Origin of the sequence: Bacteroides sp. DH3716P (assembly GCF_025914115.1) — a bacterium.
Lineage (GTDB): Bacteria > Bacteroidota > Bacteroidia > Bacteroidales > Bacteroidaceae > Bacteroides > Bacteroides ovatus.
Genome location: NZ_CP083673.1, coordinates 482,890 through 506,607, shown reverse-complemented (window position 1 = coordinate 506,607; position 23,718 = coordinate 482,890). Strand labels below are relative to the sequence as shown.

14 protein-coding genes and 1 pseudogene are annotated in these 23,718 nt (G+C 37.8%); 10 read left to right on the top strand and 5 right to left on the bottom strand.

Annotated elements, in window-relative coordinates:
* Positions 1–4: 4 nt before the first annotated feature.
* From KQP79_RS01760 to KQP79_RS01745, 4 genes are read right to left on the bottom strand one after another with little or no spacing between them, the layout of a single operon-like run.
* Entirely contained in the window at positions 5–1,216 is a 1,212-nt protein-coding gene (locus tag KQP79_RS01760; RefSeq protein ID WP_008640544.1) for a DUF1735 and LamG domain-containing protein, read from the bottom strand.
* 22 nt (positions 1,217–1,238) lie between these two features.
* Entirely contained in the window at positions 1,239–2,303 is a 1,065-nt protein-coding gene (locus KQP79_RS01755) for a glycoside hydrolase family 18 (protein ID WP_022199820.1), read from the bottom strand.
* Positions 2,304–2,335: 32 nt separating this feature from the next.
* Positions 2,336–3,913, bottom strand: coding sequence for a SusD/RagB family nutrient-binding outer membrane lipoprotein (locus tag KQP79_RS01750; RefSeq protein ID WP_004310777.1), 1,578 nt, complete (start codon positions 3,911–3,913; stop codon positions 2,336–2,338).
* A gap of 18 nt (positions 3,914–3,931) precedes the next feature.
* Positions 3,932–7,258 (bottom strand): TonB-dependent receptor, encoded by a 3,327-nt coding sequence (locus KQP79_RS01745; RefSeq protein WP_061448305.1) that lies wholly within the window; start codon positions 7,256–7,258, stop codon positions 3,932–3,934.
* Positions 7,259–7,635: 377 nt separating this feature from the next.
* Here KQP79_RS01745 and KQP79_RS01740 point away from each other — a divergent pair, with 377 nt between their 5' ends.
* The 6 genes and pseudogenes from KQP79_RS01740 (at position 7,636) to KQP79_RS01715 (ending at position 17,205) form a co-directional block, all read left to right on the top strand.
* Entirely contained in the window at positions 7,636–8,871 is a 1,236-nt protein-coding gene (locus tag KQP79_RS01740) for a site-specific integrase (RefSeq protein WP_004310779.1), read from the top strand.
* Between the two features lie 625 nt (positions 8,872–9,496).
* Positions 9,497–12,301 carry a SusC/RagA family TonB-linked outer membrane protein gene (locus KQP79_RS01735; protein WP_061448304.1) on the top strand — a complete coding sequence of 935 codons (2,805 nt, stop codon included), beginning with the start codon at positions 9,497–9,499 and terminating at the stop codon, positions 12,299–12,301.
* 16 nt (positions 12,302–12,317) lie between these two features.
* Positions 12,318–13,868 (top strand): SusD/RagB family nutrient-binding outer membrane lipoprotein, encoded by a 1,551-nt coding sequence (locus KQP79_RS01730; RefSeq protein ID WP_022199376.1) that lies wholly within the window; start codon positions 12,318–12,320, stop codon positions 13,866–13,868.
* Positions 13,869–13,895: 27 nt separating this feature from the next.
* Positions 13,896–15,029, top strand: a complete 1,134-nt coding sequence (locus KQP79_RS01725) for a glycoside hydrolase family 18 (protein ID WP_004308163.1) — start codon at positions 13,896–13,898, stop codon at positions 15,027–15,029.
* An 8-nt stretch (positions 15,030–15,037) separates the two neighbouring features.
* Positions 15,038–16,228: a DUF1735 and LamG domain-containing protein gene (locus KQP79_RS01720; RefSeq protein ID WP_004308164.1), complete on the top strand. Its 1,191-nt coding sequence runs from the start codon at positions 15,038–15,040 to the stop codon at positions 16,226–16,228.
* 23 nt (positions 16,229–16,251) lie between these two features.
* Positions 16,252–17,205, top strand: a pseudogene (locus KQP79_RS01715) (DUF4999 domain-containing protein).
* Between the two features lie 333 nt (positions 17,206–17,538).
* Here KQP79_RS01715 and KQP79_RS01710 read toward each other — a convergent pair.
* Entirely contained in the window at positions 17,539–18,531 is a 993-nt protein-coding gene (locus KQP79_RS01710; protein ID WP_004306246.1) for a FecR family protein, read from the bottom strand.
* A gap of 160 nt (positions 18,532–18,691) precedes the next feature.
* On the opposite strand from KQP79_RS01710, the gene KQP79_RS01705 reads away from it, so the two are divergent.
* Genes KQP79_RS01705 through KQP79_RS01690 form a run of 4 tightly spaced genes read left to right on the top strand, consistent with a single transcriptional unit; the run spans position 18,692 to position 23,716 of the window.
* Positions 18,692–19,300, top strand: a complete 609-nt coding sequence (locus KQP79_RS01705) for an RNA polymerase sigma-70 factor (protein ID WP_004313621.1) — start codon at positions 18,692–18,694, stop codon at positions 19,298–19,300.
* Entirely contained in the window at positions 19,297–19,923 is a 627-nt protein-coding gene (locus KQP79_RS01700; protein WP_061448303.1) for a YhcH/YjgK/YiaL family protein, read from the top strand. Before KQP79_RS01705 ends, KQP79_RS01700 begins: the two co-directional genes overlap by 4 nt.
* Before the next feature lie 8 nt (positions 19,924–19,931).
* The gene (locus KQP79_RS01695) at positions 19,932–23,102 is read left to right on the top strand and encodes a UvrD-helicase domain-containing protein (RefSeq protein WP_061448302.1); all 3,171 of its coding nucleotides are present in this window, start codon (positions 19,932–19,934) and stop codon (positions 23,100–23,102) included.
* A complete protein-coding gene (locus KQP79_RS01690; protein WP_004300454.1) occupies positions 23,099–23,716 on the top strand; it encodes a radical SAM protein in 618 nt (205 codons plus the stop codon). The genes KQP79_RS01695 and KQP79_RS01690 overlap by 4 nt, the downstream gene beginning before the upstream one ends.
* Positions 23,717–23,718 lie beyond the last annotated feature (2 nt).

Sequence of the window (23,718 nt, the reverse complement as noted above, 5' to 3'; positions counted from 1 at the left end):
TATATTATTTACCATCTGATCTAATGCCATCTACCCATCTGACAACTCCATTAGGCGCCGTGGCTTTATTTCCATGACCAGTTGCGTCTTTAAACTCGGTTCCTGCCCCTTCATTCAATTTCCAATAAGCCTCCAAGCCATCCGTACCCGGATTTATCGCAAACATATTATTCTGAATCTGCGACTGTGAAATAGCAGTAGTCCAAAAACGTACTTCGCTAACTATAGCATCTGTAACCATCCAATCACCATTGCATATACCAAAACTATTCTTAACAAGACGCAAAGGTTTTCTTGGAAGATCTAATGTTGCATCAATATTTCCATTTACATAAATAGTCAATTTCACTCCATCACAAACAAATGCTAAATGATACCATTGATTATTTTTAAACTTAGTAGCAGCATTTACTTGAGTACCTTGTGTTTTTATCTGCAAAATATTACCAGGAATCGGGCCATCACCAAAACGGATATAAATTTCACCATCTTCTGCGATACCATTACCTGGACCTGCAGAAAATATTGCTTGATTCTGATAGCTAGGAGGACCAGGATAACCAACTCCAGGAGTCACCCCATCCCCAAGTTCGCTCATATTAATACGCATTTCAAGTGACCATTGAGTTACTGTATAATCCTGACGCATTTCCATAGTAATTGGTTTTGTACCCGTCAACACTGGTGCAGAGGTTATAATAACCTGATCCATGATATAAATCATCACATCTGCACCTTCCAAAGTTTGTTGCCCACCTGATACAGCAGTAATAGCAACCGGTAGTGCAAATTTATCACCAGAATCAAGCATTTCCTTTGTCAACGGATCAATTGTTACTTTAACAGTAGGAGCCACTAATTCTCCTTTTTTTATAACCACTGTCTTTTGATCAAAAGAATATGAACCTTCCGGCATAGATTTATAGTTCGTACCACTTTTTGTATTATATACTTCCAACGATTTCGGACTTAGTCCCAAAGTAACTTCTATATCTTCTGTTGCAATTTGTCCCGACCGCGGAGTCACAGTGACAACACTACCCTCTTCGGCTACTGTTACCTTTTTGGACTCATAAGACAAACTACTGGATTCAGCTAAATAAATTCTACTGCCGATAGTATCATACTTTGCATCTTCACAACTTGCTATAATTGCACAAAGCAATATGGCAAAGGCGAACATTATTGTATTTTTATTTTTTACCAGATATCTCATAATTATTATATCTTTAAATTTATTATTTTACCGGTGGATTCATAATGCGGATAGCATTACGCAAATAAGGATAAGATTCTTCTGTACCATCAATTGTATATTCATACTCCATATGATAAGTTCCAACCCCTCCTTTTACACATTTTTTCCCGTTAATAATAGGTGTCCAACGTGCCATACCTTCCAATGACTTCATTTTATTTCCATATCGATCAGTGAAATCAGCCCCACCAGACAAAGCCCATTTTTCAAAGTTTTCAGTTACAATATATTTCTTAGCAACTTCTTCTGCAGTCAAATGCCCATCGAAGTTTCTTATTGTAGAGTTTAAACGGCTATCCAAATTGTCACGTCCAGTATTATCTCCTGGAGAATCATAAGCCTGCACTATAAAATAATTAAAATAAGGACCTGACTCCGATACAATACTTTGTGGCTCACCGTCAATTACTAATAGCCTGTCTGTACCCGATTTTGGTCCGATTCTTTCTCCCAAGGTCTGAATGAACAACAACATATTCTCATCACTTCCACTCATGTTACCTCGATGACCAAAATTAGGCTCATAGTCAATATCAAAGCCATCATATCCATATTTATCAATACTATCACATATTGCATGGGCATATTTCTTTATAGCTTCTTCCTTATTCTCATTCCATCCCCAGAATTCCAGATAATTATCTTTATATTCCTCGGGAGTCAATTGGTCACCGATATTTTGAACAATAAAACACATCAAAGCTTTAGTCCCTTTTACATTTTGTACATAACGCAAATCTTTTGTTTGCGCTTCTGTCAAATTTCTCCAGTTACCCCAAATAGAAACAAAATCCACACTATCAGGAAGTCCGGCTAAACATTTTTCTAAAGTAGCTCCATTTCCGGTCCAATTACCAAACCATCCGAAAGCAACCGGATGATCTGTTTTCTTATAAGCGCGAAGCTGGGCATAGTATTCTTCCGGAAGTGACGACTGAGTCATATCTTCCTGGAATTTTGGTTCCATGTCTGTCCAATCATCACACGCTGTATTCGCAACCGTTATGCCAAATAACAACATTATAAAATAGAATATCTTTCTCATACTATTTATATTAATATAGATTATACTATTATTCACTTATCCCTACGCTGCCACCAAACCTTAGTCTGATAATTATCAGCGCCACCCAATTTACTTACAGCAGCATTTACATTAGCAGCATTACGAATATATTCCGATGGTGGGAACGGAATACGATTAGCGGAAGGAAGATTGGTTACATTTCCATTCAATAACGGGAAAAAACGCGGATACCCAGTACGACGATACTCGCTCCATGCTTCTTGTCCCAAAGGCCACATTGCAATCCATTTTTGGGTTATTAATCTTTCCAGTTTTTCTTCCTCACCAGCATCATCTTTCCATTTGATAGTTATAGAACTAATAGCACTTTCATTCCCCTTATTCTCATTAGGATCTACATAATCAGCCTGAGTACTTGATTCATCATTCAGGTATTGGTCAATACCATCCGATACTCCCCATTGTGCAAAGGAAAGTCTGATAGCTGATTCATACAAATCTTTCACCGTTTCTCCTTTTACATCCCATCCTAACATTGCCGCTTCAGCTTTATTAAAAGCTGTTTCAGCTGCACTCATCCATAAAGTACGATCCATCTCTCCAACATTTATTCTAGAGAAAGTCGGTCCGGTAATATCATTACCATAAGACAAACCTGCGCGCATACCCACATAATCATCATCTCCTTTATCGCTCGTTTTCTTTTTAAAATATTTCGACATACGTGGATCGTTGTATCCTTTCATATAAGATGTAATATCGGCAGAGACACATTGGTCAGGCCATTGCACTAATACCGTATACAATTGATTTTTAGTGCCTAAAGAAGTTGCGTTATCTTCATTGGAAGTAATTACCCCTATAGAATGGTTAATAGCTTCCTCCGCCATCTGTCTGGCATATTCACGATCTGCAAAACGAATACGAATGGCCATACGTAGTTTCAGTGAATTTGCAAATTTCACCCATTTCTCAAAATCACCGTCATAAACTTTATCATACTTAGCCATCGTTCTGTTGTTTGGATTTTCGGTCACATAAACAGTCATTACATTAATTGCATCAGTCAGATCAGTAAACATTGCATGATATGCTTCCTCCATTGTATCGTAAGGAGTCGAAAGTTTATCACTTGAAATTTGGGAATAAGGAAGTGCCCCATACATATCAAGCATACGATGCATTGTCGCAATTCTTAGGATCTGTGCCCATGCAAAGTTAACCCCTGTCCCTTGGGTTACATTCTTTATTTTATTCCATGCACCATACGTCAATACCATTACATTATCATCTGCAAACTGCCAGTTTAACCAGTTCTCGGGTGCATTATATGTAGCAAAATTTGCCCCTTTAAACTTATCTGTTGCCATTACCTGATAACGTCCATAGCAGTCACCAATCAAGGATTCATTGGTATTATAAATGTTTTCAGTAGCTATGGGATATGCATAATCACATAAAGTCAAGAAGAAAGCATTGGCAGCAAATCCATCTCGTCCAAGTTCTTCTTCCGAAACTTTTCCCAACGGATCATTCAAGCTATTATCCATGCATCCTTGTAACATTGGAGTTCCAACAAGCATACAACCTGCAATAGAAATCTGCGTTATGAATTTATATATTTTCATTTGGTTATTCTTTTATCGTTAAAACTGTATTTTTACATTAAATCCCCAACTTCTCAAACTTGGTTGCATAAAGTAATCAACACCTTGATAATAAGTACCAGTAGAAGCGGTAGCTTCCGGATCAAATGGTGCTTTATTATAAATCATCCACAAGTTGTGACCTGTTATTGACAAACTAAGATTACATTTGTTATTAAACCATTTGGCTGGAAGTGAATAGCCCACCGATAACTCTTGTAAACGAACATTAGTAGCACTATATACATAGTTAGACATCAATCCACTTATTCCACCCACTTCTGTATAATAAGTCTGGGGATCCACTTTTCCATTATTTACAGGAACACCTTCATTATCACGTGCTAAAGCTGTGACCTTAGATACTCCGAACTGATCCATCACAGCTTGTGTCGGTGAAATAACAATACCTCCAAAGCGGGCAGCAAGCATAAATCCCAGGCTAATACCTTTATAAGAGAAGTCATTTCTAAAGCCTAAATTGCTTTTAGGCAATACAGAGCCAATATGAATAAACTCATCCGAATTCTTTATATCTTCTTTCTTTACATTCTGGCTCGCTTTATCAATATATACATTTCCTTCGTTATCACGTTTCAAACGATTAGTGACATACATGTCTCCCATGCTTCCTCCTTTACGAAGAATAACTTTAGCCGATCCAATACCACCTTTATCTATCTCATTCAAACTATAGTGATTACCTTCATCATCCACTGCATCATCCAAGAGTTCTACAATCTTATTTTTATTAAAACTAAAAGTCAAATTGGAATTCCATGAGAAATCTCCCCATGATTTATTATACCCTAAAGAAAATTCCATACCTTTATTCTCAATATTACCAGACTGTGCATACATAGTCGCATATACAGCGGTTCCTGACAAAGGAACCTGGAATGTTTGTTTGCGAGTATTAGCCTTATACCAGGTAACTTCCAAACTTAAACTATTATTAAAGAATTTGGCATTCAAACCAGCCTCCCAAGAATTTGTACGTTCAGGATAAAGTTTAGGCAAAGGACGGTAAGTTTGTAATTTCCATTGACTAGTCGCAGGGTCCCACTCATACGTTTTGTTAGAAGAAAGATTCTTAGGAATAGGAGCACCTACTGAAGCAAATGAACCGCGTACTTTCAAATAAGTAATAGCTTTGGGTAATTTCACCATTTCGGAAATAACTCCTGAAAGTCCTATTGATGGATAAAAGAAAGATGATTGTTCTGTATTAATCAATGCTGAATCCCAATCATTACGCCCGGTTAAAGTCATATATAACATACTCTTCCAGCCAATTTCCACACTAGCAAAAATAGAGTTGGTACGTTGTTTATATCCACTTTCTATAGGATAAGTATCTTTATCCAAGGTAGTAGTCATATTATATAGACTAAAAACATTAGACATATCTTTCAAACCACCTTGGAATCCTCTTTCGTCATAATAAGTTTGAGTAAAACTACCGCCAATATTAGCACTTAAACTTAAGTCACCAAAGCGTTTATTAATATTAGCCATCACGTCTGCATAAGCCTGTCTATCGTCAGCTTTATAGTACTTATAGAATCCATAAATAGAACTATTAGTAAAGTAAAGATCAGTAGAAGCATTTCTTTTATCTGAATAATCATTGGTTGCATTATCAATGCGAACGCGCCCTGTCACATCAAGCCAATCCAAAATTTCATATTTTAAACAAGCATTAGCCATGTAACGTTGTTTTTTCATGCCATGGTTCATCTCATTAGCCACCCAATATGGATTATTTTTCATACTGTATCCAGGATCACCCCATCCCCAGTTCTGTACATCTATCTTACGAGTTGTGTCATACGTTTTATACATCCTCACAGCTTCAAAGTTTTCGCCACGCGGGAACAGATATACGGCTGGTAGTGGATTGAAATATTCACCTTGTGCCATTAGATTAAGATCTTCTTGAATAATATAGCTAAAACCCACATCTAATGTCATTTTATCCTTCAGGAATTTTGTTGTATTTCTGAAGGTAAAATTGTAACGGTCATATTTGCTATTTTGAATGATACCAGTTGCATTAGTAGTACCTACAGACAGATAAGTTTGATTCTTTTCATTACCAACAGATAAAGAAACGTTATTCTGGATATTAGTACCAGTATTGAAAAAATCTTTTGGCTCATAAGTTCCGAAAAGAGAAGACGCTTTATCTCCCCATGAAGCAAAGGAACCTGCGCGGTTTATATAAGAATTTTGGAATTCAGGCATTATAAAAGGATTGGAAAAAGTAGAATTATTAGAAATAATAATTCGTGCCTTACCTTCTTTTCCCTTCTTTGTAGTAATTAAAATTACACCAGACGCTGCATTAGAGCCATACAAGGCCGCAGCAGCAGGTCCACTTAATACAGACATGCTTTCAATATCTTCCGGATTGATATCAGATATGCCCTCTCCTCTCGGTTGGGCTGAATATTGTCCGTTAGTGTCACCTTTATTTGTATTAAAAATAGGAACACCATCAATTACATATAAAGCATTATTGTCTGAAGATATAGATTTGGTACCACGCATAACTACACGTGTAGCCCCTCCAACACCGGATGAAGATGCATTGATATTAACACCAGCCACCTTTCCAGCCAGTGAGTTCATAAAATTGGCACTTTTTACAGTTGTCAATTCATCACCTTTTACTTCTTGCACATTATAGCTTAATGCTTTAGTTGCGCGCTTAATACCTAATGCAGTAACGACTACTTCGTCCAACACCTGCGTATCTTCTCCTAAAGTAACCTTCAAGGGTTGTGCACTAGTAAGCGTGATTGCTTGGGAGGCATAACCGATATAGGATACTTCAAGTACATCACCTTTAGCTGCTTGTATTTTGAAATTTCCATCCATATCAGTGATAGTACCATTTGAAGTTCCTTTTACCAAAATACTAACTCCAATCAATGGTTCTCCTTTTGAATCAGTAACAGTACCACTTGCAGTAATTGGTGTTTTTTTCTGCTGCTCTTCTTTATTACTCTTCGCAGAAAGTACAATATGATTATCTACTATTGAAAAACTGACATTTACTCCTCTGAATAACTGATTCATTACATTATTCAAAGATTCTTTTGTTACCTTGATAGATATGACACGATTTATATCGACATCATTTGTGTTATAGACTACTGACATTGAAGTTTGTTTCTCAATTTCTTTCAAAGCAGTGTTCAAGGGTACTTTCGATAGATTAAGAGTGATCGTTCGTTCTTGCCCATAAGCTGAAGCAAAACACGAAACCAACAAAAGGAAGAATAACAAGTATGAAAACTTGTGTTTTATAATTTCTTTCATCTTATTCTTTTTAATTAGAAATAGTTTTTAGAGAATTTGTAATTAGAGGCGGTAAATGAGATTACCGTTTTCACACAAAGGTTTCATGTATCTCTGTTTCTCATAATTAATAAATTTAAAGGTTATACTTAAAATAAATTCCATAAGCGCTTATTCAATAGTAATACATTTTATGTTGTAACCTTACTAAACGAAGATAAGATTTTTTTCGAAAAAAATAGAATAGAAAGATTCCTAATTGAAAAATAAATACTCAAATATTTGATAAATAGAATCTTATGTACTTATTAAAATCAGGCTGATTTATTACATTTGCATACATTTTGCATACAATATATGTATGCTTTACCTATTGTATAGATATAAATATTCATTTTATGTTCAAATATTCAAAAGATGGAATTTCGGTTTTAACCATATTAGATACCAGAAGAGCAAAAAAGAGTGGACAGTTTCCTGTTAAAGTTCAAGTGGTATATAGAAGAAAGCAAAAATATTACTCAACTGGGAAGGAAGTGTCAAAAGAAGATTGGGCAAGGTTATTAAAAGTAAAAAGCCGGTTATTGGCAGAAATTCGATCAGATATAGAGAGTAGTTTTTCAACTATTAAGCAACAAGTTAATGAACTGATAACAAAAGGGGAATTTAGTATTGAAACATTAAGCGTCAGGTTAGGAAGGCAGATGAATGATATGACTTTACGCAGTGCTTTTCGCTTAAAAATGAAAGAACTGGAAGCCTATGAACAAGCAAACACTTACCTAAATTATCAAAGTGCTTTAAAAAGTTTAGAAGATTTCGGAGGTTCCACTATACCTTTGGAAAACATTACAATTGATTGGCTTAAACGTTGTGAAAAATTTTGGATATCAGAAGGTAAAAGCTATTCAAGCATAAGTATTTATTTCCGAGCTTTAAAGTGTGTCTTAAATCGTGCTGTACATGATGGTATTATAAAAGAATCATCTTTTCCTTTTGGAAAGAATAAATATGAAATTCCTGAAGGGTGTGGACGTAAATTAGCACTTACTCTTTCTGAAATAAAAAAAGTAATGTCCTATCAATGTGAAACAAAAGATATAGAAGAATTTAGGGATCTCTGGGTGTTTTCTTATTTATGTAATGGCATTAATTTTATGGATTTATTATTTCTTCAGTATTCAAATATTATGGATGGAGAAATATGCTTTGTACGCTCTAAGACATCTCGAACTACCAAACATAACAAAGAGATACATGCAATCATTACTCCTGAAATGTGGAATATTATTCAAAAATGGGGTAATCCAAGATTAAGCCCGCAAACGTATATTTTTAAATATGCTAGAGGAACTGAAGATGCCTTTGAAAAGATTAGATTGGTACGGCGTATTATAACCAAATGTAACAGAAGACTTAAAAAAATAGCCCAAGACATTGGAATTTTTCAGTTGACGACTTACACGGCAAGGCATTCTTTTGCTACAGTATTAAAACGTGGAGGTGCGAAAACCTCATATATTTCTGAAAGCTTGGGACACTCTAACTTATCTGTAACCGAGCACTATTTAGCATACTTTGAAAAAGAGGAAAGAATAAGGAATGCTCAATTATTGACTAACTTTAATCTCTAGATTAATACATTTGCATGCAAATTGTATGTACAATGAAAAATGGACCAATAATTGATATAGGATAAAAGTGAGTATAATATTAAAAAACGCATATTCAGATTACCTATAATTTAGAATATGCATCTTGTTATCAGGAGTGTTTCGAAAACCGCAGGGATTTCCACTTTAGCCAAACGTAATTCAAATAAAAAAAGGATGATATTATTGCAATTTATTCTTTTTATCGCCCGCGTAGTGATAGAATAATATCTAATATTGATAATATTAATCAAATGAAAAGATTCCGTTCTTTGTATTATCTGCACTAACTAGAAGAAAACAACTACTATAAAGCAAGTTATTATTATTCTTTAAATGATTTGTTAGGTTCCATTTAAAGAATCAAAATGTTCCACACCGAGAAACGAAGTGATTCTCGGTGTGGAACATTCCTGAAAAAACGTCTTTTATCGAATATTCATACCGCATATATGAATAAAAACAATTTAATTACTGCATATTCATGTGCAATCATACTAACTTTTTCTTTCATTCATTGATTTTGCTCAATTGTATTTAGCCTGATATCTTAAAAATAGAACATTTAATCTATTTATCTAACAAGCATTGGATCTAGAGAAAGTATATGAAACTGATTTTCTCCCAAACAATCACGCTTGCCAATGCCCAACCTCTTAAAATAACCTTAGGAGAAGATACACAAGTATTGGATGAAGTTGTTGTTACTGCATTAGGTATCAAGCGTGCAACCAAGGCGTTAAGTTATAATGTACAAGAGGTAAAAGGTGATGAATTGACAGCTGTTAAGGACGCCAATTTTATGAATTCATTATCAGGAAAGGTTGCCGGTGTTCAAATTAATAGTGGTGCAACCGGTGCTGGTGGTGCCACACGTGTTGTTATGCGTGGTATGAAATCTCTGACTAAAGATAACAATGCATTGTATGTAATTGATGGTGTACCTATTTTTAATACAGGAAAAAGCGGTGGCGAAGGATTATTTGGAGAAATGGGAGGATCAGATGCTGTTGCTGACTTAAATCCTGATGATATTGCTAGTATTAGTATGATGACCGGTCCTTCTGCGGCAGCATTATATGGTTCTGCTGCGGCAAACGGTGTTGTTTTAATTACTACTAAAAAAGGCCAAACAGAGAAAACGACCATAACAGTATCCAACAGTACTACTTTCTCTAAAGCATATATTATGCCGGATATGCAGAACCGTTATGGTACAAGTTCCGGATTATTCAGCTGGGGAGAATTGGCAAACCGTCGATATAACCCATCTGACTTCTTTGAAACAGGATCCAATGTTATCAATTCGGTAGCATTATCTACAGGAAATACCAAAAACCAGACCTATCTTTCTGCTTCTACAACTAACTCCGGTGGAATTCTTCCGAATAACTCCTATAACCGTTATAATTTTACGGCACGTAATACCACCCATTTCCTGAATGATAAACTTACTCTGGATATCGGTGCACAATATATCGTTCAGAACAACAAAAACATGGTTTCTCAAGGACAGTATTATAACCCTCTCCCATCACTGTATCTATTCCCTCGTGGAGACAACTTTGACGAAATTCGTTTGTATGAACGTTATAATACTAACTACGGCTATATGGAACAATATTGGCCTTATGGTGATGCAAGTTTGTCATTACAAAATCCATATTGGATACAAAATCGCATCAACCGTACCTCCAACAAGAAACGTTATATGATGAACGCTTCTTTGAAATGGCAGGCTACAGATTGGCTCAATGTTGTCGGTCGTGTCAATCTGGACAACTCCGACTACCGGAATAAAAACGAAAAATCTGCTTCTACATTAACAACATTCTGTGGTGTAAGCGGTGGTTTTGAAGATGCCATGCGTCAGGAACGTTCTTTATATGCCGATTTCCTGGCTAATATAGATAAAACATTTGGTGATTTTCATTTAACAGCCAATGTTGGTGCTTCCATATATCATACTTCAATGGATCAGTTATATATTGCAGGTGACCTGGTTATTCCCAACTTCTTCCAGATCAACAATATTAATTTCTCCGCCAACTATAAACCGGACCCTACCGGATATGAAGATGAAATTCAAAGTATTTTTGCCAGTGCTGAATTAAGTTGGAAAAATCAACTGTATCTAACCGTAACCGGACGTAATGACTGGGATTCAAAACTCGCATTCTCCAAACAAAAATCGTTCTTTTATCCGTCAGTCGGTTTATCGGCTTTATTATCAGAAATGGTTAAACTACCAGAGGTGATTTCTTATGCTAAAATACGCGGTTCGTATACAGTGGTAGCCTCTTCTTTCGATCGTTTCCTTACTAATCCGGGGTACGAATACAACAGCCAGACACATAACTGGGCAAATCCGACCGTATATCCGATGGACAATATGAAACCTGAAAAGACTAAATCCTGGGAAATCGGTTTGAACTTGAAATTCTGGGGAAATCGTTTTAATTTAGACGCTACTTACTATCGTTCTAATACACTGAACCAAACATTTAAGGTAGATATCCCCTCTTCTTCCGGATATAAACAAGCGATTGTACAAGCTGGTAACGTGCAAAATCAGGGTATTGAATTAGCTTTAGGATTCAGTGATAAATGGGCAGGATTCGGATGGTCTTCTAATGCAACCTTCACTCTAAACCGTAACAAGGTGAAACGACTGGCAAGCGGTAGCGTGAATCCTGTGACAGGAGAAGCTATCCAAATGGATGAAATGAATGTGGGTTGGTTAGGTAAAGAGAATGTAGCTCCTCGCGTCATCCTGACAGAAGGAGGCTCCATGACTGATATCTATGTATACAACCAGCTGACAAAAGACAATAACGGTAATATAAAAGTCGATCAGAATGGTAATCTGGGTATCACTTCATCAAACACTCCGGTAAAAGTAGGTAATCTGGATGCTGATTTCAACCTCGGATGGACCAATCATTTCACTTATAAAGGAATTGATTTAGGAATTGTATTATCAGCCCGTGTAGGCGGATTAGCTTATTCGGCTACTCAAGGTATTTTAGATTATTATGGAGTATCCGAAACATCTGCAACAGCTCGTGATAATGGTGGTATACCTATTAATAACGGCAAAGTTAACGCCCAAAAGTATTACCAGACTATTGGTACGGGTGAAGGTGGCTATGGTCGTTATTATCTATATAGTGCAACCAATGTACGTTTGCAGGAATTGAGTCTAAACTATACACTTCCTAAAAGATGGTTTAAAAATGTGGCGAATGTTACTTTGGGTATTGTAGGACGTAATTTATGGATGATTTATTGTAAAGCCCCATTTGACCCGGAATTGTCTGCCTCTACCTCCAGTAACTATTATATGAATGTAGACTACTTTATGCAACCCAGCTTGCGTAACTTCGGTTTTAATGTGAAAGTTCAATTCTAAAAGAAAAGCTAATGTTATGAGAAAATATTTAAGAAATATCACAGTCGGTGCCGCTCTGTTGTTACTGGCAGGAAGTTGTACCGATAAATTTGAGGAGTATAATACGAATCAATATCAAATTCATGATGCAGACCCTGCGACTTTGATGAAGTCTATGATTGAAACAATTGTGAATATTCAACAGAATGACTCTCAAATGCAAGATCAGATGGTGGGACAGCTGGGCGGCTATCTATGCTGTTCTAACACATGGAGTGGTACAAACTTCAGCACATTCAATCAGAGTGATGCCTGGAATGCTACCCCCTGGAACACTCCGTTTGAAAAAATATATGGAAACTTTTTCCAAATACAGGAAGCAACTAATTCTACGGGACATTATTATGCTTTTGCGTGTATGATACGTGCAATAACGATGCTTCGTGTAGCAGACTGTTATGGACCGATGCCTTATAGTCAAGTAAAGAAAGGTAATTTTTATGTTTCTTATGATACTCAGGAACAAGTTTATGCAAATATATTAAGTGATTTAGCTAATGCTGCTGACGTTCTTTATAATTATTATGTAGAGACTAATGGTAACGCACCATTAGGTGCCAATGACCCGGTTTTCGATGGAAATTATTCAGGTTGGGCTAAGCTAGCCAATTCAATGCGTTTACGTGTTGCAATGCGAATCAGCGGAACATGGCCTGGCATTGCTCAAGAGGCAGCTGAAGCAGCAGTAACACATAAAGCAGGATTGATTGAAAGTAATTCGGATAATGCTATGCTTTCTTGTGGCACGCAGAGTAATCCCTATCAACTGGCAGCTGTAAGTTGGGGTGATCTGCGTGTGAATGCAAATATTGTAGATTATATGAATGCATATGGCGATCCACGTATGCCGAAGTTCTTTAATAAGTCTACCCTTGCCGGGAAAACAGATAAATATGTAGGTATGCGTACTGGAGATGCTGATTTTAAAAAGGCAGATGCAGCAGGATTCTCTATTCCTGCATATACGGCAACTTCTAAATTAATGGTTTTCTGTGCTGCAGAGACAGCGTTTTTACGTGCAGAAGGAAAATTGCGTGGTTGGAATGTCGGTTCTAAAACAGCAAAAGCCTATTACGAAGATGGTATTAATTTATCAATGGAACAATATCAGGTTTCAGCCACTGAATACATGAAGATTGACGAGGCTCCTGTCGTATCACATGAAAGTGATGTTGTGCAAAATGCTACTGCTACAATTACCAATACTGTGAGTGTAATGTGGGATGACAGCGAGTCTGACAACGTAAATGGAAAGAATTTCCAACGTGTCATTACTCAAAAATGGATCGCCAATTATCCATTAGGATTGGAAGCATGGGCTGAATATCGCCGTACAGGTTATCCGGAACTTTATCCTTGTATCGACAATCTATCAGATTGTGGTGTGAGCAGCCAACGCGGTATGCGTCGTTTAAGCTTCCCTTATACAGAGGCACAAAACAATAAAGCCAATTATGATCTGGGAGTAGCAGAACTCGGTGGTGCTGATAATGAAGCTACTGACTTAAAGTGGGCTAAAAAGAACTAATTTATATAATGCATAAAAAGGACTTTTATGAAGAAAATTTATTTATTATACATTGTACTCATATCACTGGCAACGACCTCATTGATCGGTTGCAGTGACTGGACGGAGTCGGAAGCAAAAACTTTTCCCGAATCGATCGTATCGGATGAATATTATGCGGCCTTGCGTGCCTATAAGCAGACAGATCACCAAGTTGCCTTTGGCTGGTTTGGTGGCTGGAGTGGTGAAGGTGCTTTTATGAAAAGCTCTCTAGCTGGTATTCCGGATAGCGTAGATATTGTTTCTATTTGGGATAATGGAACGAATCTTTCTGAAGCTCAACGTAAGGATATGGCTTTTTGCCAGAACATGAAAGGTACAAAAATTATATACTGTTCAATTATCGGTGGTGTAGGAGACAAACTGACTCCACAGAATATACTGGATAATTGGGAAGAAATGGGATACAATAGTAAACAGGAAGCTATTAATGATTTTTGGGGATACCCGTCAGACGAAAGTAATATAGAAGCAGTAGAAACTTCAATCCGCAAATATGCAAAAGCGATTGTAGATACTTTAAATCTATATGGTTATGATGGATTTGATATAGATTACGAACCTGTGGCCGGACCCTACACCGGAAATATAGTCAATTCAGATGAACATTTGTTTTTCTTTATTGACGAATTAGGCAAGTATCTGGGACCGAAATCCGGAACAGGAAGACTATTGGTCATTGATGGTGAACCTCAAAGAATTACTACCAAGCCTGAAATTGGAACTTACTTTGATTATTTCATTATCCAAGCCTACAAACCGGGAAGTGATTCAAATTTAGACAAACGACTTATTGATGGTAAGGTTTGGGGACCAGGGTTGGTAGAAACTTTTGGCGGAGTAATGACCGAAGAGGTAATTACGAGAAGAACTATAATGACTGAAAACTTCGAAGCGACCGATGCTGCGATGGATGGCGGTTATCCCTATACCGACCGTTATGGGAATAGTATGAAATCTTTGGAAGGCATGGCACGTTGGCAGCCTAGAAATGGTTTCCGTAAAGGTGGGGTAGGAACTTATCACATGGAAGCAGAATTTGGTACTTCACCGGAATATAAGAATATACGTCGTGCCATCCAGATTATGAATCCATCATCACATTCATTACTTAAAAATTAATGTAAACTATGAAACGTATGAATTATATAAGAACTTTATACTTCTCTGCAATTATAGCAGGCTTAGGAAGTATGGTAAGTTGCGGAGATGCGAAATATGATGCTTTAGACACACATGCTTATATTGAAGAAGCACTTTCAAGTACAAGCCAAAAAGTAACTGTACAAGCCTCTGGCGAAAGTTTTACTACTCTAAATGTGCATCTTAGCAATCTTTCTTCTACAGACAACCATTATAAGTTGGTCACGGACCAATCTGTATTGGATGCCTATAACCACATTAATGGAACCGGATATATAATGTTGCCCGAAGGATATTATACACTACCGGAAACTATTACAGTGAAAGCCGGACAGTATGCCACTGATGCCCTCTCTATTGCCTTGAAAGCTTTTAGTCAGGAAATGATGAAGTCAGGAGAATCATATGCGCTGCCTGTAAAACTTGTATTGCAGGATGGAAGCATTTCACCAATGGCAAATACCGGAACTTTTGTTATTTTAGCTGAAAGTATTATTGAGTTTTCAGCCCCGATGTTTACCGGTTCTGCTAATTTAACTTCTAATAAATATGCAGAATCATCTGAAACGTATGCACAATATACGATAGAGGTTCGTTTTCAAGTAAGTAATATGAATAATCGAAATCGTGCTATTTTTAGTAATGGTAACGGTGATGCCCTGAATAATATCTTGTTGCGTTTTGAAGACCCGCAGTCTGATAATGAAAATTTCAAGGCTCATTCATTAGTACAAGTTGTGGGCCGTAATAGTCTTTATTTGAATCCAAGCAATTCTTTTAAGCCTAATGAATGGCAACATCTAGCTCTAGTATGCGACGGTTCATCTTACCGTCTTTATATTAACGGAATAGATTCAGGTGTCTTGAGTATTCCATCGGGACCCACTATTTTTTCCAGTATAAGTTGGTTTTCTGCCGATACATGGTGGAGTGGTTGTAAGATTTTGATGAGCGAAGCACGTATTTGGTCTGTAGTTCGTTCCGCTTCTCAAATTCAAAATAACATGACTCAAGTTAGCCCAAAATCTGTGGGTTTGGAAGCCTATTGGCGATTCAATGAAGGACAAGGCAATGTATTCGAAGATGCAACCGGCAAAGGTCATACTTTGACTACTTCTGCTACTCCTACCTGGATTGACGGTATTTTATCTACAGATAAATCTACCGAATGGAAATAGTAATAATTTAATCGTATGTACATATGAAAAATATATTTCAATCACTATCAATAGCAACTCTACTCGGCTTGTTTGTCCCGTTCATTTCCTCCTGTAGCGATGATGAAGAAGTTTTTAACGAGTGGAATGCTACGTATGTGTCTCTACAGAGAAATGACTATTTATCGGGGAATGTAAAAAAGTTCAATCTGACTCATGATGCGAATGGAATCGGAGGAGATGAAATTAAGATGGCTTTTACTGTAAAAACACAGAAAGCAGTCTCTACAGATATGGTTATCGTATTAAGTGCAAAAAGTGAAACAGAAGGGCTTGATGCAAGCCAGATCGTTTTAAGTTCCTCACAGGTTACTCTCAAAGAAGGACAGATGACTTCTGAAGAAATCACTGCAACGGTCGATCCAACGATATTCGCCAGTATCATGGAAAAAACAAGTTTCTCTTTCAGTGTATCAATCAGTAATGTAACTACCAATGATAAGAACACTGTCATTAGCAGTAATTTAAGTATCTTACCTGTCATCATTAATAAAGCTGCCTACTGTAATCTAAAAAGTGGTACTCCTAGCAATAGCCAACTTATCAGTAATCGTGCAGGTTGGATTGTTAATGTGAAAGAAGGAGTAGACGGCGCACCTAATAATTTAATTGATGGCAAGACTGGAACTGACGTTGCTCTAAATAATAAAGGCTTCTGGTTCACCGTTGATTTAGGAGAAACTTAGGTTTTAACAGGCATCAAAACGAATCACTGGGGAAATGCATATGCTCCTAGAGAAGTGGAAATATTACAGTCTGAAAATGGTATGACATGGAAATCATTAAGTTCATTAGCAATACCCGGTAGAGTAGTACAAAACATCACGTTCATCTCTCCTATTACTACGCGATATCTAAAATATCAGATTATTACTATCTCTACAAACGGTCGTACGGATGTTACAGAATTTAATGTTTACGAACCCAAAAGTGAGTAAGTATTTATGAATAGATAACTATAAAAATATAGAATAGAGGCTATCAAACAGGCCTTAAGTTCATAAAATCACCCTCATTACAATGAACTGCACCCCAAAAGTTGAACACAAAACTTAAGGAGTGCAGTTCAGTCATGTAGTGAGGGTGATTTCTCGTGTTAAAGACTATCTAATCAAATCCCATTCCAATCAGTTTGCCACTACATATATGTGAAATGCCCCCAGAAAGTTATGTATCTAACTTTTGGGAGCACTTCACATCTTTATATAACGAACAAACCTTAATCTGTCAAGATCTAATTAGACAGCCTTTTAGAAACACTAACCTATCTCTTATTTCTTCATCACTCGGACAATCCGTCCGTCTTTCTTATAAGAGAAATGATTGGTATGCATTAATACATTCAGTATCTCATCAGCAGTGCTATCAGTAGAGAATTCACCGGTAAACCGTTCTGATTTCAATGCTTCATCCTTATAGATAAATTTGATGTCGTACAACTTCTCCATAATATTGGTTATTTCCAATAAAGACTGTTGCTTAAATTCCAACTTGCCATTAATCCAGAGAAGCACATCTGTAGGTTGGTTATATTCAATTAACTCTGCTTGATAAGTATCCGTATTTACATTCAATGTCTGTCCCGGTTTCAACAAATAACCATTCTCTTCCGTTCGCGGAGAATCTACCCGTACCAGTCCTTGAAGCAAGGTAGTCACTACCCTATTCTCATCTTGGCGTGCACGCACATTAAATTTCGTACCAAGCACACAAGTCTTGATTTGCTTACTATTTACTATAAATGGAGCATGTTTATCATGAGACACTTCAAAATAGGCTTCACCCGACAAATCGATTTGACGATCCGAACTCCATAAAGAATTATGATAAACTATTTTTGAAGATGCATTCAGCCATACCTTACTACCATCCGGCAACACAGTCTGCGCTCTCTGTCCGGCAGCAGTTATCACCTCATAATCCGAAAGCTTATTAGAAAGTAATCCCCAGGCAATTCCACCGGCAAAAACGAGTCCGGTAAGAAAAGCAGCCGCCACAGTAGCATAACGTCCCCAACGGATTGAAATACTTTTCCGCTTAGCCTTTTTCTCCTTTTCTCTGATAGCTGATTTAAATTGATCCAATGACGCCTCTGTATCTACAGTATTCATCACCGCTATACGCTCACCTACAAAGAGAGTGTAATAAAGTTGCTCCAAAGTTTTCCGGTTTTCCGGCCCTTCCTCGCACCAAGCTTCCACCCGAGCAGCTTCTTCATCATTACATTCACCTTGCAGGTAATTCACCAAGATAGTTTCATCCATGCTCTTTTATCTTTTTACAAAAAAACTATAATACCTTTGTAGTAATACAGTTGTGAGCACAAATATACTAAAGAGAAAAAGAAAAAAATATTTTTTCTCGCATTTTTATTTCATTTATCTACTTCTTTCATTATTTTTGTCTTACATAAATTAAAAGAGAATGTCACAATCTCCGATATATTTGGATATTAATAATAATAAGTCCGTTATCACTGCCCTAAAAGCAGGAGAAGAAAAAGTTTTTGACGTCGTCTACAGACATTATTTCCGTAGGCTATGTGCTTTTTGTTCCCAGTATGTAAGTGAGCAGGAAGAAATAGAGGAGATTGTGCAGGAAACAATGATGTGGCTGTGGGAAAACCGTTGTACTCTGATGGAAGATCTGACACTCAAAACTCTTCTTTTTACGATTGTCAAGAACAAAGCCCTCAACCGTCTTTCCCATTTTGAGATTAAACGAAAAGTACATCAGGAAATCGTAGATAAATATGATAGTGAGCTCAATAACCCGGACTTCTATTTGAGTGATGAGCTTTTCCGTCTATATGAAGAAGCATTAAAAAGACTTCCGAAAGAATATCTCGAAGCCTACGAGATGAACCGTAATCAACATCTGACGCATAAAGAAATTGCCGAGAAACTGAATGTATCTCCACAAACGATTAATTACAGAATTGGACAAGCTTTAAAGCTATTACGAGTAGCTTTAAAAGACTATCTACCTTTATTCATACTTATTTTCGGACCTAATTTTTTCGAACAATCATGAAATCAAACTTCGTATTTAGTAGTTCAAGCCTGTTTATCGGACTTTTTCTTTTCTTCTTCACAGAAAATGTATGTTCACAAGAATCTGCTGACAACTGGACTCTTAAACAAGCCCGCCAATGGACACAGAAGCAAGAATGGGCGAACGGGCTGAAGGCAATGCCTCATAAGACAACCGATTATCAGGAGTTTGCCTCACAATATCACAAGAACAAGAAAGTGTGGGACAAGACTTTCCAATGGCTAGCTACCCACGATCTCGTAAATATGCCTGCCGGACGATACGAAGTAGATGGTGAACATTGCTACATCAATGTGCAGGATGCAACAACACAAGATGTCAGTAAACGTAAAATTGAAGCACACCGCCATGGTATTGATCTGCAATATGTAGTGAAAGGCACCGAACGTTTCGGAATTACTTCAGCAGAATATGCAGAGCCTATCACTGAATACAAACCGGATGTTACTTTCTACAAAGCCAAGAAAATAAAATATGTAGATTCCACTCCGGATACATTCTTCATGTTCTTCCCCAAAAACTTTCATCAGGCATTGGTAAAGGCAGGGAAAGAACCGGAGGACATACGGGTCATTGTTGCTAAAATCGAATATATCCCATAAACAGAAACATGAGTGAACTTTTAGTCTATAAAGCCTCCGCAGGTTCGGGTAAGACATTTACCCTGGCAGTGGAATATATCAAACTGTTAATTCTCAATCCCCGCGCCTACCGGCAAATTCTCGCTGTCACCTTTACCAATAAGGCAACTGCAGAAATGAAAGAACGCATTCTTAGTCAGCTTTACGGCATACAGATAGGCGATAAAGATTCCGAAGCCTACCTCAACCGAATTAAAGAAGAGACAGGAAAAACTGAACAGGAGATACGGGAAGCGGCAGGCGTCGCCCTTAGCTATATGCTGCATGATTACAGCCGGTTCAGGGTAGAGACTATCGACTCATTTTTTCAATCTGTCATGCGCAATCTCGCACGGGAACTGGAACTTAGCCCGAATCTGAATATTGAGTTAAATAACACCGAAGTTCTTAGTGACGCTGTAGATAGCATGATTGAGAAACTAGGACCCACTTCTCCCGTTCTCGCATGGTTACTCGATTATATCAACGAACGAATTGCCGACGATAAACGTTGGAACGTGTCGGACGAAGTAAAAAGTTTCGGACGCAATATTTTCGATGAAGGTTATATTGAAAAGGGAGAAGGACTCCGGCAACGGTTACGAAACCCTGATACCATCAAAGAGTATCGCAAGCAACTGAAAGCGCTGGAAACGGAAATTCTGGAGCAAATGAAAGGATTCTATGACCAATTCGAAGGAGAACTAGATGGACACGCACTGACTGCTGATGATCTGAAAAACGGTTCACGCGGAATCGGAAGTTATTTTCGTAAACTTAATAATGGTATTTTAGGCAATGATATCCGTAATGCTACAGTAGAAAAATGTCTGGAAGACGCAAAGAACTGGGCAACCAAGACTTCTCCCCGCTACGCGGACATCATTAATTTAGCCAACTCTAGTCTCATGCAAATTCTGGAAGATGCTGAAAAGTTACGTTCCAAGAATAATTTGTTACTGAATAGTTGCCGATTATCCCTGCAACATCTCAACAAAGTGCAACTCCTCGCCAATATCGATGAAGAAGTACGTCAGTTGAATCACGACAACAATCGTTTTCTATTATCAGATACGAATGCCCTGCTCCATCAACTGGTGAAAGACGGTGACTCCTCTTTTGTATTCGAAAAGATAGGAACGAATATCCATAACGTCATGATAGATGAGTTTCAGGATACCAGCCGGATGCAATGGGGAAATTTCAAATTGCTCTTACTGGAAGGATTGTCTCAAGGAGCAGACAGTTTGATTGTAGGAGACGTTAAACAATCCATTTATCGTTGGCGAAATGGCGATTGGGGAATTCTCAACAGCCTGAATAATCACATCGAACATTTCCCGATCCGCGTCAAGACATTAGCTACCAACCGGAGAAGTGAAACCAATGTTATCCGGTTTAATAACCAAATCTTCACAGCTGCCGCCAACTATCTGAACGGAGTATATAAGCAACAGTTAGGCAAGGATTGTGAGGATCTGCAGAAAGCCTATGCCGACGTTGTGCAGGAATCTCCCCGAAGTACAGAAAAAGGATATGTAAAAGTCTCTTTTCTCGAACCCGACGAAGAACATGATTATACCGAACAGACATTAATCAGTCTGGGAGAAGAAGTGCAACATCTCCTCACCTCCGGAGTACGACTGAATGATATAGCCATCCTGGTACGAAAAAATAAAAGTATTCCCCGAATCGCCGACTACTTCGATAAGGAGCTACACTATAAAGTGGTATCAGACGAAGCCTTCCGCCTTGACGCCTCTCTTGCCATTTGTATGATGCTGGATGCACTGCGATTCCTTTCCGATGAAAATAATAAAATAGCACGTGCCCAACTGGCCGTAGCCTATCAAAACGAGGTTTTACAGAAAGGACTGGATTGGAATACTCTCCTACTCCTCCCTGCCGAGAATTATCTTCCCGCCGCTTTTCTTGAAAAGACAAAGGAACTAAGGCTAATGCCTCTTTATGAGCTTTTAGAAGAACTTTTCAGCATATTCGAGATGAATCTTATCAAAGATCAGGATGCCTATTTATTTGCTTTCTTTGATGCGGTGACCGATTATCTGCAAAGCAACTCTTCCGAGCTAGACGGATTCATCCGGTATTGGGACGAAACATTATGCAGTAAAACAATTCCGAGTGGAGAAGTAGAAGGTATCCGGATTTTCTCCATACACAAATCCAAAGGATTGGAATTCCATACCGTACTCCTTCCTTTCTGCGACTGGAAGCTGGAGAATGAAACCAATAATCAGCTTGTATGGTGTGCCCCGCAAACAGCACCATTCAATACATTGGATATTCTTCCTATTAACTATTCCACCCAAATGGCTGAATCGATTTATGGTAACGACTACCTGCAAGAACGTCTTCAACTTTGGGTAGATAATCTCAATCTACTATACGTTGCTTTTACCCGCGCTGGAAAAAATCTCATTATCTGGAGTAGAAAAAGTCAAAAAGGTACCATGTCCGAACTATTGGCAAACACCCTACCGATAGTAGCCCAAGAAGAAGGGATTGACTGGGAAGAAGACTGTTACGAGCAAGGACAACTATGCCCTTCCGAAAAAGAAAGAATCAAGACATCCACAAACAAGCTAACCCAGAAACCAGAGAAACTCCCTATTCGGATGGAATCCATGCGGCATGATATTGAATTTCGTCAGTCCAACCGCTCTGCTGACTTCATTCAGGGCATTGAAGAAGAAGATTCGGACGACCGCTTTATCAACCGCGGACGTATGTTACATACTTTATTTTCTGTCATCGAAACTGCAGAAGATATCGATCCAGCCATTGAACGGCTTATTTTTGAAGGAGTTATCAGAAATGATGAGAAAGAAAAAGTGGCTCGTGAAGTTGCAAAGAAAGCTTTTTCTTCTCCTGAAATTCAAGATTGGTATTCCGGAAAATGGACACTCTTTAATGAATGTGCTATTATCTATAAAGAAAAAGGAGTTCTGCAAACCCGTCGTCCGGATCGTGTAATGATGAAGGACGATCAGGTTGTTGTAGTCGATTTCAAGTTTGGTAAGGAAAATCCTAAATATAACAAACAAGTGAAAGGATATATGCAACTTCTTACCAAGATGGGATATAAAAATATCACCGGCTACTTGTGGTATGTGGATGAAGAAAAAATAGAAAAAGTATGAAAGCTGTTCCTCTCATCGGCATTGCCCGTCATCGACTAACGATTGACGGTGAAGGAGTTACAACATTAGTTGCTTTCCATGGCTGTCCGTTGCGTTGCAAATATTGTCTCAATCCGACATCTTTGCAGCCCGATGGTGTTTGGGAGAGCTATGATTGTAACCAGCTCTACGAGGAAGTACGCAAAGATGAACTTTATTTCCTGGCGAGTTGCGGAGGAGTCACATTTGGCGGTGGAGAACCTTTGTTACAAAGCGAATTTATCAGGCAATTCCGCCAACTCTGTGGCCCAGAATGGAGAATCACTGTCGAAACCTCTCTCAATGTTCCGCAACAGAATGTAGAAGAACTGATTTCTATTATAGACAATTACATAGTCGACATCAAAGATATGAATAATAACATCTATCAGCGATATACCGGAAAGAATAATGAAAACGTCTTAAGTAATTTGCGATATTTAATCGGGAAAGACAAAGCCAAGCAAATCGTTATCCGGACACCACTCATCCCTTCCTATAATACGGAGAAGGATATTGACCAAAGCATAGAACTTTTGAAAGAAATGGGAATCACCCAATTCGACCGATTCACCTATAAAACCCCTAATGATTAATG

Excerpts from the sequence above, each read along its gene's own strand:
- KQP79_RS01760 (WP_008640544.1), bottom strand. The coding sequence starts at position 1,216 with ATGAGATATCTGGTAAAAAATAAAAATACAATAATGTTCGCCTTTGCC.
- KQP79_RS01740 (WP_004310779.1), top strand. The coding sequence starts at position 7,636 with ATGTTCAAATATTCAAAAGATGGAATTTCGGTTTTAACCATATTAGAT.
- KQP79_RS01750 (WP_004310777.1), bottom strand. The coding sequence starts at position 3,913 with ATGAAAATATATAAATTCATAACGCAGATTTCTATTGCAGGTTGTATG.
- KQP79_RS01700 (WP_061448303.1), top strand. The coding sequence starts at position 19,297 with ATGAAATCAAACTTCGTATTTAGTAGTTCAAGCCTGTTTATCGGACTT.
- KQP79_RS01735 (WP_061448304.1), top strand. The coding sequence starts at position 9,497 with ATGAAACTGATTTTCTCCCAAACAATCACGCTTGCCAATGCCCAACCT.
- KQP79_RS01695 (WP_061448302.1), top strand. The coding sequence starts at position 19,932 with ATGAGTGAACTTTTAGTCTATAAAGCCTCCGCAGGTTCGGGTAAGACA.
- KQP79_RS01725 (WP_004308163.1), top strand. The coding sequence starts at position 13,896 with ATGAAGAAAATTTATTTATTATACATTGTACTCATATCACTGGCAACG.
- KQP79_RS01705 (WP_004313621.1), top strand. The coding sequence starts at position 18,692 with ATGTCACAATCTCCGATATATTTGGATATTAATAATAATAAGTCCGTT.
- KQP79_RS01730 (WP_022199376.1), top strand. The coding sequence starts at position 12,318 with ATGAGAAAATATTTAAGAAATATCACAGTCGGTGCCGCTCTGTTGTTA.
- KQP79_RS01745 (WP_061448305.1), bottom strand. The coding sequence starts at position 7,258 with ATGAAAGAAATTATAAAACACAAGTTTTCATACTTGTTATTCTTCCTT.
- KQP79_RS01755 (WP_022199820.1), bottom strand. The coding sequence starts at position 2,303 with ATGAGAAAGATATTCTATTTTATAATGTTGTTATTTGGCATAACGGTT.
- KQP79_RS01690 (WP_004300454.1), top strand. The coding sequence starts at position 23,099 with ATGAAAGCTGTTCCTCTCATCGGCATTGCCCGTCATCGACTAACGATT.
- KQP79_RS01710 (WP_004306246.1), bottom strand. The coding sequence starts at position 18,531 with ATGGATGAAACTATCTTGGTGAATTACCTGCAAGGTGAATGTAATGAT.
- KQP79_RS01720 (WP_004308164.1), top strand. The coding sequence starts at position 15,038 with ATGAAACGTATGAATTATATAAGAACTTTATACTTCTCTGCAATTATA.